A 14,358-nucleotide genomic window follows, 5' to 3' on the forward strand; every position below is an offset into this window, starting at 1 on the left:
CCGATAATCATAAAAGGCGCTATTATACGGATCACCTTGTAAGATACAAAACCAATATACCTGCGCTTTTTACACAGAAATATTGGTTTCGTGCAACGAGTCTAAAATTAGAATGGGGCCGGGTATTGTTTGAATACCTCACTAATATCAGCCAACACTTGCGCACTAAGGGGTGTGTCGAAAGCCGTTAAGTTTTCTTTGAGTTGCGACATAGTCGTTGCACCAATAATTGTTGATGTAACGCCCTCTACTTGGTTACACCATGCAAGTGCCAGTTGCGCGGGAGTGAGTCCGTGTTGTTTAGCAACGTCTACATAACGCTTAGTGGCTTCATTACTGTATTGGGTATCTCTGAATAAGCCTTGTCGCTGTGTTATGGTCCATCGACTTCCCTCTGGACGCGCACCGTCAAGATATTTTCCCGTTAAAAATCCAGCAGCGAGTGGTGACCAAGGCAAATAAGCAATATCTTCATGTACACAGTTCTCGATAAGATACGGCCAGTCTTTAGCATGTAATAAACTAAACTCATTTTGTATAGAAACTGGTTTAGGTAAATTGTGCAATGTTGCGAGCTTTAAATATGTATTGATCCCCCACGTTGTATCATCAGACAAGCCCCAATGACGTATTTTCCCCGCCTTTATACACTCATTTAAGCCTTGCAATATGTCGAGCATGTCTGCCGTTTCTTGTTCGGCATTGACGTGTGAAAAGTTAATTTGCCCCGGTTGATGCTTGGCAAAGTGGGGCGATGTTCTATTAGGCCAATGTAATTGGTATACATCAATGTAGTCGGTTTTTAAGCGTGTGAGAGAGCCGTCGACAGCTTCAATGACTGACCGCCCTGAGATTGGCGCGCCATTTCTGACCCAGCTCAGTCCAGGGCCTGCAATTTTACTTGCGATAATAAGCTGCTCTCGTTTTTCACTGTGGCGTGATAACCAATCACCAATAATTGCTTCTGTTTTGCCGTAAGTGTCTTTAGAAGGGGGCACTGCATACATTTCAGCAGTATCGATAAAGTTAATGCCTTTACTAATGGCATAGTTAATTTGTTCATCAGCGTCATGTTGGTTGTTTTGTAATCCCCATGTCATGCTGCCTAAACAAATACGAGAGACATCAAGTTGGCTGCTACCTAAACGACTAAACTGCATGCTAACTCCTTGTTGTTATTAATTATGAGAAAAAGGAAGGATCTTAACTCTTATTGTAGTTTACATGAGAGGCTGGGAAAAGTTGCAAAAGATTAAAACTTCAGGTCATAATGGCTGTATATAAATACAGGTTTTTGGTATGCGCAAGTTTATACACATTGATATGGATTGTTTTTATGCTGCGGTGGAAATGCGAGATAACCCTGCGCTTGCAAATGTGCCGATGGCAATTGGTGGGAATAGCCACAGAGGAGTGCTGTCTACGGCGAATTATATTGCTCGGGAATATGGTGTCCGATCAGCGATGTCTAACTATCAAGCAAAAAAGCTATGCCCAGATTTGGTAATTGTGCCGGGGAGAATGGCCGTTTATAAAGCCGCGTCTGAACAGATCAGAGCTGTGTTTGCAAAGTACACGGATTTAATTGAACCTTTATCGCTCGATGAAGCTTACCTTGATGTGACTGACAGTGAGCATTGCTCAGGCAGTGCAACGTTAATTGCCGAACAAATTCGTGCTGATATTTATCATGCTACAGGGTTAACGGCATCGGCTGGAGTCGCGCCTATTAAGTTCTTGGCAAAGATAGCCAGTGATGAGAATAAACCCAATGGACAATTCGTGATCACACCGTCGCAGGTCTCTGAATTTATCGATGGGCTGGCGTTAAAAAAAATTCCTGGTGTTGGTAAAGTGACACAACAAAAGCTGCAAGCTATGGGGCTTGAACATGGTAAAGATATTAAAGCATGTGAAGAACACTTTTTGCTCCAGCGCTTTGGTAAATTTGGTGGGGTATTATGGCGTCGCTGTCAAGGTATTGATGAACGAGGAGTAGAAACTCACCGAGTGAGGAAATCAGTAGGGGTCGAAACGACATTTAATGAAGATACCAGTGAGTTTGAGTTACTAAAACAACGCTTAATATGTGATTTATTGCCTGAACTTGAAAAGCGTGCAGCCCAGCATATCAAAGAGCGAGGGATCGCTAAACTCGGTGTTAAGGTCAAGTTTCACGATTTTCAACAAGTGAGCAAAGAGTGTCAATTTGACGAGGTCAATGCTGCGGTTTTGTGTAATTTATTAAAAGAATTATTGGCGCGATTTCGACACAAGCCTGTCAGGCTAATTGGTATTCAAATTGGTTTATTAGACTCAAAACAAGGCCAACCCCAATTGGGCTTATTCGACAGTGAATAGACCTAGCAAGGACTGCCCTTAATGCTCTTAGACTAAAAGATAAGTGTTGTTGGGTATTTTTGTGATAGCGTGAGGTGAATAAAAAAATAACAACTCACAGGAGCGCACTATGCAATCGATTATGATTGTACTGTTTGGCATTGCCGGGATGATATTTGGGTGGTTTGTTTACTCCAAATTTATTGCTGAAAAAATATTTAAAATGGATGATGACTTTGTCACACCAGCTCATGAACTTAATGATGGGGTAGACTATGTGCCTACGAATAAAGTGGTTTTATGGGGCCATCACTTTACCTCTGTAGCGGGGGCTGCACCTATTGTTGGGCCAGCTATTGCAGTTTATTGGGGGTGGGTCCCCGCGGTTTTATGGGTAGTAATAGGGACTATCTTCTTTGCTGGCGTTCATGATATGGGCGCACTGTGGGCAAGTGCACGCCATAAAGGTAAGTCAATGGGAGCGCTCTCTGAAACCGTGATAGGTAAACGCACTCGGGCTTTATTCATGATAGTGGTGTTTTTAGTCCTGTTGATGGTTAATGCGGTATTTGGTGTGGTGATTGCGAATTCGTTTGTCGCTAATCCAACTGCGGTACTGCCAGCGTGGGCTGCAATTGTGGTTGCTTTAGTCATTGGTCAATTGTTAAAACGTAAAGTTCCTCTAGTACCATTGTGCTTTATTGGTGTTGCGATACTTTATGCAACCATTTATATGGGCACTGGCGCACCGATTGCGCTGCCCAGCGAAATATTTGGTTTAACAGACAAAGCCAGCTGGATTGTTATTTTGTTTGTGTATGCGGCCGTGGCGTCTTTACTTCCTGTATGGATGTTACTGCAACCGAGAGATTTTATTAATGGCATGCAATTGTTGGTGGGGCTAGTGCTGCTATACGGCGCTGTATTTGTGGTGATGCCCGATATTACTGCGCCGGCATTTAACACGCAAACGGTTGTTGATACGCCGAGCATTATTCCATTATTGTTTGTGACGATAGCGTGTGGTGCTGTTTCAGGTTTTCATGGCATTGTGTCTTCTGGTACAAGTTCAAAGCAATTAAATAAAGAAAAAGATGGTCGCTTTGTCGGGTATTTGGGTGCCATTGGTGAAGGCAGTTTAGCGTTAATTACTTTAGTGGCGGTGAGTGGGGTTATGCTGGCTGTGTCACCAGAGGAGTGGCATGAAATATATAGCCACTTAGGTGCAGGGAGTGTCTCAGCGTTTATTACAGGTGGCTCTAATTTGATCAGCAGTGGTTGGGGTATTTCTGCCGAAATTGCAGCCACATTGCTCGCAGTAATGGTGGTGCTTTTTGCAGGGACGACCATGGACTCGGGTGTGCGACTCCAACGGTATATTATTCAAGAGTGGGGTGATATTTATCAACTTAACCTGCTTAAAAATGGCATGGTCGCGACGTTTATTGCCGTAGCATGTTGTTTATTACTGGCGTTTGGTGCTGGTGGCGCGTCAGGCAGTGGTGGCATGATAATTTGGCCGTTGTTTGGATCAACAAACCAAATATTAGCCAGTTTAACGTTGTTGGTGATTTCGGTTTATTTGATTAAATTGGGGAGACCAGCGAAGTACACCTTGATCCCAATGAGTTTTGTGTTGGTCATGGCATTTTTTGCTGGGCTTATTAAGCTGGTTGAATATTATGAACAAGGTAATTGGTTGTTAGTGAGTTTGGATATTGTTGTACTGGTTGTGAGTGTCCTAGTGATGCTTGAAGCTTGGTCGGTGATAAGTCGCCTTAGGCAAGATAACGCTACACAACAGCAAACTCAATGATACAAGATAACAATTGGGTTTATCGTACAAACTGGTAAACACGGTACAAATAGCTGATAATTACGCCCTTAAATTAATCTTTAAGGGCTTTTTTATGTCTTTTCCTCTCGCGTTACCCTGTCATGATTTTTTAACCCAAGATGCCGATGCGGTGATTGTCATCGCTGCTAACACGCAAAGTCTGGGTCATACTCAACTTGATGTTGCTTTGGCACCCTATTTAGCGGTTGATCAGCGCATCAATAGTAAAGCGACACTAGTACTGGCTAATGAGCTACCAGGCAAGCGCTTAATTGTGTCTCCAACAGGTCCATTACATCGTGATTATGACGATGTACGTCGAATCTTTGACGCGGCAAAATCAGCCATCGTAGAAGCAAAAGCTGCGGGCGTGACGAAACCGGCACTTATTGTTACGGGGCTACCTGCCGATGAACGTTATAAAAATGCATTAGAGGTTGCTTTTCTAGGTGCATGCCAAGCGCTATGGCAGCCACTGGAAGCACGTGAGTACCGTGGTGAAAGCATTGAACCGGTGACGGAAATACACTTAGTAGGCGCGACCGATGCACAAGCTAAGCAATTGAACGCCATCGCTGCTGGACAATATGCTGCGAGAGATTTATGTGGTACTGAGCCGGAAAGAATGGCACCACCGCGTTTTGCTGACTATTGTGTCGAGCTCTTTGCAAACACGTCTGTATCCGTCGAAGTGATTGCTGATATTGATAAAATTGAAAGTGATTACCCTATGTTAGGTATGGTCGCGCGTGCATCTTATGCTGTTGAGCGCCACCACCCTCGAGTTGTTAAACTAGAATACACACCAACAGGTGACGTAACACGTACATTGATGTTTGTTGGTAAAGGCTTAGTATATGACACAGGCGGCGCTGATTTAAAAGTCGGTGGTTTTATGGCGGGCATGAGCCGAGACAAAGGCGGTGCAGCCTCTGTCGCTGGGTTTATGAAAGCGGTTGCTGATTTTCAGCCTAAAGGCGTAAAAGTAATTGCTTACTTAGCGGTTGTACGTAACTCTATAGGTTCAGACTGTTTTGTCCCAGATGAAATCGTAACGTGTCGCGAAGGGTTAAAAGTACGAATTGGCAATACCGATGCTGAGGGGCGCTTGGCAATGGGCGATCTATTAAGTGAAATGAAGGATTTGGCACAATCTCAAGTTAACCCTGAATTATTCACTGTTGCCACACTCACAGGACATGCGGCTCGCGCAGTGGGTCCATATAGTGCGTATGTTGAAAACGGCCCAGCCCGAGCTGCAAAAGTATCTCGTCAATTGGCAGATATTGGTGATTTATGGGCTGATGGGGCTGAGTTATCACGCAGTCGCCGTGAGGATTATGATTTTATCAAGCCTCGCACATTGGCTGATGATGTTATCTCAAGTAATAATGCACCATCGGCCATTACGGCGCGCGGGCATCAATTCCCTATGGCATTTTTAGCATTAGTGGGCGGATTAGATAAACATGGTAGTGATGCAGAACAGCCTATTCCGTATGTGCATATGGATATTGCTGGCAGTGGTGTTGAAGGTGGTGATTGGCAGCACGGTAAACCAACTGCAGCGACAGTGGCGAGCTTATTTGCCCGTTACTGCTTATAAGCCAGCGTTTTAAGTGTGGTGTATTTATGATGCTTATAAAGAGTAGGCGTTAGGTCAGACACTTCAAAACCAGACCGGACAATGCATGATATTATTCATTGTCCGGTATTGACTTAAATTTTAAAACGCTGCACAACTTGGCCTAATTGTTGGCTAGATTGTTTTAAGTTGAGGCTGGCATCTGTCAATGTGTGCGTTGTGTCTAAGGATTGATGAGTCGCATTCGATAAGTCGGCAATACGTAAGTTGACTTCTTGCGCTACGCTGCTTTGTTCTTGTGTTGCCCGTGCAATATGACTATTCATATCACTGATCACCGTGATTAAGCGTTCAATTTCGTCTAATACTTGATCGGCTCCGCTGGCTTGTTCGACGGTATTTTCTGAAATTTCCTGACATGATTGCACTGCATTCACCGTTTCTTGGGCATTTTTTTGTAGCTTCTCAATCATTTTTTGAATTTCGTCCGTGCTTTGCCCCGTGCGGCTAGCTAGCGTACGTACTTCATCAGCCACAACAGCAAACCCTCTGCCTTGCTCACCAGCTCTGGCCGCTTCAATCGCAGCATTGAGGGCCAATAAATTGGTCTGTTCTGAAATACCACGTATGACATCAAGTACAGAGCCAATATTATTGCTTTCGGTTGCTAAAATTGCTGATACTTTACTCACACTTTGTATGTTAGATGAAAGCGTTTGAATCGCTGTAATGGTATTTGCGATCACGAGTTTTCCTTGCTCGCTGTTTTGCAGGGCGTCTTTAGCTGCAATTTCTGCTGCATGCGCGTTTTCGCTGACGGCGTGTATTTGGGTGCTCATTTGTTCTACTGCTGTTGCAACTTGCCGGCTGTTATCATCTTGTTGCTCGATGTGAGTTAGATTCACTTTTCCAGCGTCGTCAACTTGATCAGCAAATTGTTCAACATGGCGGGTATTTTCTGCTACTTGGGCAATGGAGTGGCGCATTTTTTCTGTGTATGAGTTGAAATATCGAGAGAGTCGAGAGATCTCGTCATTGCCGTGTTCATCTAGCTGCTGGGTTAAATCTCCTTGACCTTGCGATATATCCTTCATCATGTCAGCTGCTAAGCGAATGGGGTGCAAGACACTGTTACTTATGACGCTGCTAAGCACAGCTAAGATAATAATAATGACCACCACATCAATGATCATTAGCCAGCGCAATTCAGAAAATGCCGCATCAATGGTATCTAAGTACACACCAGAACCGATTATCCATTGCCACGGCGTAAACCCTTTGACGAAAGATATTTTATCAACAGGGGTTTGAGCGCCAGGTTTTGGCCATTTGTAGGGCACAAAGCCTTCACCCTGTTTTTTTACGACGCTGACCATTTCGACAAATAGGCGCGTACCATCTGGATCTTTACTATTGGTTAAGCTTTTACCGTCAAGTTGTGGCTTGAGAGGGTGCATTATCATTGTGGGGTTAAAGTCATTCACCCAAAAGTAGTTATCACCATCATATTTCAAGCCTTTGATTGCTGTTAGAGCAGCGTGCTTTGCGTCAATTTCAGATAATACACCTTCGAGGTATTGGGTGTGATACAAAGTGAGTAGGCTATGCGCTGTTTCTACCAAATTTTTGGTTTTTTCATATTGTTGCTTTTCTAGAGTTGCGTATTGTTGAGTTAGGTTGGTTATACTCAACAAAACCAGCCCGAGTACAACCACCATCAGTAACATCATGAGCCGTTGAAAAATGGTGAATCGTCGTAGAAACTGCATATAAGTATCCTTATAAAAATACACAATCCTGTGCATAAAAATAGAAGGGGAATACCATAAGATAAATAATTAAAGAGGGACTGTCAGTAAAAACTTTGAATATTTTCTTCTTTTAAAATAGTAAGTTGTGAATTTTTGATTGGGTGGTAATACAATTAGATTTTGGTCTAATATAAAGCCCACAAGTGTAGGCTTTATAGGAACTTGCGACAGTTTTTGATTACATGTCAAAATGTCGATTAAAGAAGTTTGTGATAGTTTGGTGTAAATGCGTTTGCACTTTTTTACCACGTAAGCTGTGTTTTGAACCTGGGTATGTCATCATTTCAAATGGCTTTGCGTTGTCTTGTAGCTGCTTAAATAACTTGGTTGCATGAGTAAATAATACGTTGTCATCTGCCATGCCATGATAAATCATTAATGGGCCATTTAAGTTATCAGCGAAGGGGAATACAGCACTTTGCTCATATCCAACCGCATTGGTTTTTGGGTGTCCTAAGTAACGTTCTGTGTAATGAGTATCATATAACGCCCAGTCAGTTACTGGTGCACCGGATACACCTGCTTGAAAGTAATCGCCTGCTTTAAACATGGCCATCAAAGCCATATATCCGCCATAGCTGTGGCCGTAAATACCAATGCGTGTTGAGTCGACGTAATCAAGTGTACGTAAAAATTCAACCCCTTTGATTTGATCTGCGACTTCTACCTCACCTAAATGCTTATAAATGGGCGCTTCAAATGCTTTGCCTCGGTTATAAGAGCCTCTATTATCGAGTTGAAAAATAACATAGCCTTGCTGGGCCATATATTGAAAGTATAGGTTTTTGCTGCGCCAGCTATTCGTTACTCTTTGTGCATGAGGCCCGCCATATACGTTAACCATAACAGGGTGCTTTTTGCCTTTTTTCATATTGGCTGGTTTAAAAATACGATAATGTAAGGTTTGCCCATCTTGCGCTTTAATCGTCCCGTACTCAGGTTCTGCAAGGTCGCTTAGATAAGGGGTTAAGGGGTGGTTTTTATTCAGTGGGTTTTGCTCAAGCCAGGTAATAAACTCACCATTGACTTTACGCAAGGCAACCGAGTTTGGTTTATTAACAGCTGAACTGTTGTCGATAAATGTTTTGGCATCTTTAGCAACCACCACTTTATGATAGCTACCTAATTGAGTAACACGTTTGGCATGGCTGTTTTTGAATATGCTGGCACTATACAGATGCTGCTCTAATGGCGTATCGGCACGACCTGCAAAGTAGACCAGACCTTTTTGTTCATCAATGCCCTTTATAGAGTCAACGATCCACTCACCTTGAGTAATTTGGCGTACTAACTGACCATTAGTACGGTATAAGTATAGGTGTTTATAACCATCACGCTCAGAAGCCCAGATAAAGTGCTTTTTGTCGTTTAAGAAGCGTAAATCAAAGTGTAAATTAACCCAAGTATCGCTACGCTCTGTCAAAGCAACAGATTGTTTTTTGGTTTTGCTATCATAAAAGCGCAGTTCTAAGGCCTGTTGTGAGCGATTTTGCCATTGATATGACAATGTTTTATTATCTTTAAGCCATTTGGCTCTGGCGAGATAAATGTCTTGGTCTTTACCTAAATCAACCCAGTCTACTTGTTGATCATTGATATTTACTACACCCAATGCAATTTTGACATTGTTTGTGCCCGTAAATGGATAGCGTTGATTGAATAACTTAACTTCATCGGCATATATTTCGTTACGAATCGCTTCTTCAACAGGGCTTTCATCAATTCGAGTGAAGGCGACCTTTGATTCATCACCAGCCCACCAATAGCCAGTCATTCGACTCATTTCTTCTTGGGCGACAAACTCGGCCATCCCATTTTTTATAACGCCACCGCCATCTGTGCTGAGCGCTATTTCTTTGCCAGAGGCAAGGTCTAGGGCATATAAGTTTTGTTCGCGAATAAAAGACACATAATTGCCTTTTGGCGAAAAGCGAGCATCTGTTTCAAAGGCCTCGGTATTAGTTAGCTTTTTACTTTTACCTGTACTGACCTGAAAGTGATATAGGTCGCCATTCAATGGAAATAAGAGCGCTTTTCCATCCGTTGACCATTTGTACTCTAAAATACCACGACCAAATACACGCTGCCTTTCTCGGCGTGCCTTTTCTTCATTCGATAATGTTTCTGGCCCAGAGAATAAGGCTGCAGAATCAACCAACAAACGATTAGATTTGTCTTTGAGGTTGTATTCCCAAAGGTCATAACGGTTATAGTCATCGACCTTACCTTGTAAGTAAGTCACACGCTTACCGTCAGGAGAAAACTTGAGTTTTACAGGCGCTTTACCTGCTAAACTTGGGTCATCAAAAATACGTTCAAGGGTTAATGGCTTGGCCGCAATACCAGTGCTATTTAGTAGCAATGGCAGGCTGAAGGTTAAAGACGCTAAAATAGCTCGCACAAGAATGCCTTATAAAAATGTAGTTATGTAGTAAATGGTATAAGCAAGCATAGGCAATGGCAATAAATTGGGATAGAGTGCGAATAAAAATACGTTGGAGAGATTGATGACATTTGAGTTAGCCCCAGAACTACAAAGAGACTGCATCGCGTTGGCTGATTGGCCGTTATGTAAAGTGTTATTGATGAATGATAGCCAGTACCCATGGTTCATTTTAGTACCAAGAATAAGCGGTTTAAAAGAAATAATCGACTTAACAGATATACAGCAAAAAACATTTTGGTTGGAGTCGGCAAAACTCAGCGAGTTGCTAAGAGATGTGTTTAACCCTGATAAGCTCAATGTTGCTGCATTGGGAAATATGGTGCCGCAGTTACATGTGCACCATATTGCTCGTTTTACAACGGATATAGCGTGGCCAAAGCCGGTTTGGGGCTTGCATTCTCCCATTGCCTATTCAGATGAACAGCTTGTTGAACTCAAAAAGGCGCTATCACTATAGCGCCCTCTACTTAGTTTAAAAATGTAGTGTTGGTTTAAAGGCCCAGTACCGCCTTACCTTGCTTGAAAGTAACGTCTACAGGGATATTTGCAGCGGATAGTTTCGCTAAATCAGCCTGTAATTCAGCTTTTATGTCGCCATGGGTGGCGATCAGCTGACTTACTTTTTCATAGTCGCCATCACCTTGCAGCGTTAGGATCAACTGTGAGAGGTTTTTCATCGCGATGGCCATCTTTTGCATATTAACTTTGTAAAGGCCTTGCTCATTTTTAGAGAATGCGCCTTGTTCTTTGAAGAAGTTAAAACGGATCATATTAGCTTTACCGTGTGCACTTGACGCACCAAAACGCACTGAGCGGAAGATCCCCGCCATAAAGGTCGTATAGTAATCTTCTAAGGTGCCTTCTGTGATCTCTCCTTTTTTAAGGAGTTGTTCAACCATATAAAGGCCTAGAATATCAGCTTTGCCTTCTTCTAAGGCACTGGCATGTTCTTGCAGAGACTGGCGAACGGTGCCTTTTCCTGTGATGGTATTTTTTATACCTAGACCATGAGCAACTTCATGGAACATCGTATTGGCAAAGAATGCATCAAATGTGATGTGTTTACGTTGTTCAGGCACAATGAGTTGCTCAGAGATGGGGAGCATAATCTTGTCGAACTTTGCACGCATCGCATTTTTTAGTTGCAGGCGGCGAGTGCCTTTTTCTAGCTGTACTTGCTCGTCATTAGGAAGGTTAATAGCAATGGTTTTACTGCCAGCATTCGAGTGACCTGCGTAATAAATAACGTCATACGCATTTAAGTCAGCATCAGAGCCCGGTACTTCCTGTTTATATTTTTGATCGACTGGTAAGCCGGTTTGGAGTTCAGGTAAAAACGCAGCAAACTTAGCGAGTCGTTCGCTCCATGCTAAATCTTTAACAAGTACATATGACTCAAACCCAGCTCGATAGCCAAATAGCTGATCTTCGTATGTTTCAATTGGACCAATCACCACATCGATTGGGTTATTTTTCATATCCATCCAAGCGAAATCGGAGCGCTGATAGCTGTTATTTAGCAGTGCGTCAGCCCTTAAATTAAGGTAGTTGGCAAACTCTTTGTCCTGGGCCAAAGTACTGGCTTCTCTTAATAACGATGCTGCGTGTGTGAGCTCCGTATTAAATGCTTCAGAGTATGATACGCTGTATAGCGCACCTTGTTCATCTCGCTTTATCAGGGAATATAGCCCCTGCTTATCTTTTATGGCAGCAGTATTTAATTCTTCTTTAGTAATATCATGGGGGTAAAACTCTGCACCAGGTGTTTTTGTGTCAAAGCCAGAGAGAAAAACTTTATCACCGTCCAATCGATCCCATGGACCATAATTAATATCGGCAAATTGACGTACTTTATCGTCTTTGATACGGCCTAAAAATGTCGCTTTATCCGCCCCAAAACTTTGCTTCCAAAATAAGTCATCCATGATTTTTGAGGCATCGATGAGCTTACTCAGCATCTTTTTCTGATTGTCGTTTAAGTGTGATAAGTCAGTAGTAAGGGTAACCTCAGTATAAATATCGAGACGGGACTGGTGAGTATTAACTAACGTGTAGTCATGACTTGTCGCTTCAGAGGTGCTTGACTGAGCAGGTTTAGAGGTGTTATCCGAACATGCCCCCAGCGTGAATGTGCCTGCAAGAACTAGTGCTAAGCTGATCTTTGAAAGTTTCATAGAGAACTCTTTTTTTGTTATTGGTTTGTGACGCCTACCATACCGTAATGTGTTATTAATTGCTGCTTTTGTACGGTGTATTGGCAGTAAATATTATTTTTATCTAAATGAGTGAGAATATTTTTTATACTTTTCTTAACTTTATCGAGAACTTAGTCAATACTAAGGGGTATAAGAATAAGCGTACTTTATTGTGCACATCATAAAAATTTATACCCAAGGGATATAGCTTATGTCGACAGAAAATGCCTTACTGACCATTCTAATAGATAGGATTAATAACGATACTTTAGTTTTGCCCACACTCCCCGAAATTGCAGTCAAAGTTAGACAAGCCGCCGATGACCCGGAAGTGAACTTAGCGCAAATGGCGGATGTAATTTCTCAAGACCCAGCTTTGTCGGCGCGCATGATCAAAGTCGCTAACAGTGCTTTTATGGGGCGGTCAGTGAAAGTGAATACGCTAAACCAAGCTGTTACCCGTATTGGTTTAAGACAGATAAAAAATATAGCAACAGCAATGGCGATGGAGCAGTTGTTTGTATCGAATAATAAATTGATCAGAACGTATATGGATAAGGCGTGGCAAAAAACATTGAAAGTAGCTTGCCAAGCTATAACCACAATGGACTTTTATTTACGTGTCAATAAACATACATCGTTAAATAAAGAAACAATCACACTCGCTTCATTGGTGTTCAATATCGGTGTATTACCTATTTTAACCGAAGCAGAACGTCATCCAGAAGTATTCGCCAACCCAAGCTTTTTAGCACACGCAATACAAAAGCTTGCAGGTAAAATTGGGGGAGCCATTATGCGAGAGTGGGGCTTTACTGATGACTTTGTTGAAGTGGCTGAAAGCTGGTCAAACCCAAACTATAAACCTGAACATGTATGTTATGTTGACTTCATTCGAGTTGGTGCAATCATTGAAGGTATCTTACAGGTATCAGATAAAGCTGCCGCACTGGGCGCATACGAAAGCAAAGGGGTGACCCGTTCATTAGATATGTTTACCAGTGATGAATATCTAGAAACGTTAGATGATGTGAAAAGCATGTTTGCATAACTCTGGCAACCACACATCATTGATAGATAGTAAGGTGGGTACACCTTACTATCACATGCTTTTATCTTAAGCTAGGTCTTCGGCCTCGCCTAAGCTTTGGGTAAGCTCTTCAATAAGCTCCTTGATCTCTTCGCTCACTAAAATAAAGTCAGCATCTAGTTTAACCACCATATCCTCTTTAGGAATATCAGCGTTTTGCTCTTTGAGCGCATCGGCGTAACTAAGGCGCTTGATTGACCCATCGTTTTGTAGCATAAATTTGACTCGCTCACGCCAGTCGAGGGCCAGTTTAGTGACACGTTTACCACTTTCTAGGTGGTGTTTTATTTCATCCGTTGATAGGTCGTGTTGCTTCAGTTTAACTTGTGCACCATTGTCATCGGGTTCTTCTAATTCGGCATCAGTACCAATTGCAAAACCTTCAGGGGTTTCAAAGTTTGTGAGCCAATTAGTGAGAAATACATCTAAATCATAATTTGCAAATGCTGGCACAACTGGCAGTGTGCCAAGAGATTTTCGTAACAATGCTAAGAGCTCTTCAGCTTTATTGAAACTGGCGCTATTGACGATTACCCAGCCATTTTCTTGGTCGATAAAGGCAAACTGTAAACTAGATTTTTTGAACGCTTGTGGCAACAAAGTCGCCAGGATATTTTCTTTTAACTCGTCTTTTTCTTTTTTCTTTACTGGGCGGTTTTCTTCGCGTTCGATTAGTTCGACTTTTTCGGCAACCATATCGTTAACGACTGCTGCTGGGAGCACTTTTTCTTCGCGCTTAGCACAAACTAAAATACTATTTTTAGAAAAATGTGACAGGCTATGACCATGTTTTCCTAAGGCTTTTGACCAGCCAAAGGTACTCATATCTTGGCTACCACACGGGCGAAATACATCTTGCTCTAATGCTTGTTCAAAATCTTCTTGATTATATGAAACATCTTGTTTGAATCGATAACAGATCAGGTTACTAAACCACATAAAAACGGTATCCGTGCTAAAAATTGGTAGCTATGATAACAATAATTTACGGGCAGGGAAGGAATTAAAGTACCTGAATACGGCAATCTTGCAAGATTATTGTATTCAGGTTTTA

Annotated in this window: 10 protein-coding genes; 5 read left to right on the forward strand and 5 right to left on the reverse strand. The window is 42.3% G+C overall.

Annotated elements, in window-relative coordinates:
• Positions 1 to 107: 107 nt before the first annotated feature.
• Complete coding sequence (locus tag BGP78_RS15870; protein ID WP_119862294.1) at positions 108 to 1,160, reverse strand: aldo/keto reductase; 1,053 nt, start codon at positions 1,158 to 1,160, stop codon at positions 108 to 110.
• Positions 1,161 to 1,299: 139 nt separating this feature from the next.
• Here BGP78_RS15870 and dinB point away from each other — a divergent pair, with 139 nt between their 5' ends.
• The 3 genes from dinB (at position 1,300) to BGP78_RS15885 (ending at position 5,783) form a co-directional block, all read left to right on the forward strand.
• The gene (gene dinB / locus BGP78_RS15875; protein WP_119862295.1) at positions 1,300 to 2,361 is read left to right on the forward strand and encodes a DNA polymerase IV; all 1,062 of its coding nucleotides are present in this window, start codon (positions 1,300 to 1,302) and stop codon (positions 2,359 to 2,361) included.
• A 109-nt stretch (positions 2,362 to 2,470) separates the two neighbouring features.
• On the forward strand, positions 2,471 to 4,156 hold the full coding sequence (locus BGP78_RS15880) for a carbon starvation protein A (RefSeq protein WP_119862296.1): 1,686 nt from the start codon (positions 2,471 to 2,473) through the stop codon (positions 4,154 to 4,156).
• A gap of 94 nt (positions 4,157 to 4,250) precedes the next feature.
• Positions 4,251 to 5,783: a leucyl aminopeptidase family protein gene (locus tag BGP78_RS15885; RefSeq protein ID WP_119862297.1), complete on the forward strand. Its 1,533-nt coding sequence runs from the start codon at positions 4,251 to 4,253 to the stop codon at positions 5,781 to 5,783.
• 113 nt (positions 5,784 to 5,896) lie between these two features.
• Here BGP78_RS15885 and BGP78_RS15890 read toward each other — a convergent pair whose 3' ends face one another.
• Entirely contained in the window at positions 5,897 to 7,531 is a 1,635-nt protein-coding gene (locus BGP78_RS15890; RefSeq protein ID WP_119862298.1) for a methyl-accepting chemotaxis protein, read from the reverse strand.
• 220 nt (positions 7,532 to 7,751) lie between these two features.
• The gene (locus tag BGP78_RS15895; protein WP_259386353.1) at positions 7,752 to 9,965 is read right to left on the reverse strand and encodes a S9 family peptidase; all 2,214 of its coding nucleotides are present in this window, start codon (positions 9,963 to 9,965) and stop codon (positions 7,752 to 7,754) included.
• 115 nt (positions 9,966 to 10,080) lie between these two features.
• Here BGP78_RS15895 and BGP78_RS15900 point away from each other — a divergent pair, with 115 nt between their 5' ends.
• On the forward strand, positions 10,081 to 10,476 hold the full coding sequence (locus BGP78_RS15900; RefSeq protein ID WP_119862300.1) for an HIT domain-containing protein: 396 nt from the start codon (positions 10,081 to 10,083) through the stop codon (positions 10,474 to 10,476).
• A gap of 34 nt (positions 10,477 to 10,510) precedes the next feature.
• Here the strand turns inward: BGP78_RS15900 and BGP78_RS15905 are convergent, their stop codons facing one another.
• Complete coding sequence (locus tag BGP78_RS15905) at positions 10,511 to 12,193, reverse strand: dipeptidyl-peptidase 3 family protein (RefSeq protein ID WP_119862301.1); 1,683 nt, start codon at positions 12,191 to 12,193, stop codon at positions 10,511 to 10,513.
• Between the two features lie 232 nt (positions 12,194 to 12,425).
• Between BGP78_RS15905 and BGP78_RS15910 the strand changes: the two genes are divergently transcribed.
• Positions 12,426 to 13,265, forward strand: coding sequence for an HDOD domain-containing protein (locus tag BGP78_RS15910; protein WP_119862302.1), 840 nt, complete (start codon positions 12,426 to 12,428; stop codon positions 13,263 to 13,265).
• A 66-nt stretch (positions 13,266 to 13,331) separates the two neighbouring features.
• Here the strand turns inward: BGP78_RS15910 and rdgC are convergent, their stop codons facing one another.
• On the reverse strand, positions 13,332 to 14,243 hold the full coding sequence (rdgC, locus tag BGP78_RS15915) for a recombination-associated protein RdgC (RefSeq protein WP_119862303.1): 912 nt from the start codon (positions 14,241 to 14,243) through the stop codon (positions 13,332 to 13,334).
• Positions 14,244 to 14,358 lie beyond the last annotated feature (115 nt).

The organism is Pseudoalteromonas sp. MSK9-3 (assembly GCF_003590335.1).
Classification (GTDB): domain Bacteria; phylum Pseudomonadota; class Gammaproteobacteria; order Enterobacterales; family Alteromonadaceae; genus Pseudoalteromonas.

Excerpts from the sequence above, each read along its gene's own strand:
- BGP78_RS15870 (WP_119862294.1), bottom strand. The coding sequence starts at position 1,160 with ATGCAGTTTAGTCGTTTAGGTAGCAGCCAACTTGATGTCTCTCGTATT.
- dinB (WP_119862295.1), top strand. The coding sequence starts at position 1,300 with ATGCGCAAGTTTATACACATTGATATGGATTGTTTTTATGCTGCGGTG.
- BGP78_RS15880 (WP_119862296.1), top strand. The coding sequence starts at position 2,471 with ATGCAATCGATTATGATTGTACTGTTTGGCATTGCCGGGATGATATTT.
- BGP78_RS15885 (WP_119862297.1), top strand. The coding sequence starts at position 4,251 with ATGTCTTTTCCTCTCGCGTTACCCTGTCATGATTTTTTAACCCAAGAT.
- BGP78_RS15890 (WP_119862298.1), bottom strand. The coding sequence starts at position 7,531 with ATGCAGTTTCTACGACGATTCACCATTTTTCAACGGCTCATGATGTTA.
- BGP78_RS15900 (WP_119862300.1), top strand. The coding sequence starts at position 10,081 with ATGACATTTGAGTTAGCCCCAGAACTACAAAGAGACTGCATCGCGTTG.
- BGP78_RS15905 (WP_119862301.1), bottom strand. The coding sequence starts at position 12,193 with ATGAAACTTTCAAAGATCAGCTTAGCACTAGTTCTTGCAGGCACATTC.
- BGP78_RS15910 (WP_119862302.1), top strand. The coding sequence starts at position 12,426 with ATGTCGACAGAAAATGCCTTACTGACCATTCTAATAGATAGGATTAAT.
- rdgC (WP_119862303.1), bottom strand. The coding sequence starts at position 14,243 with ATGTGGTTTAGTAACCTGATCTGTTATCGATTCAAACAAGATGTTTCA.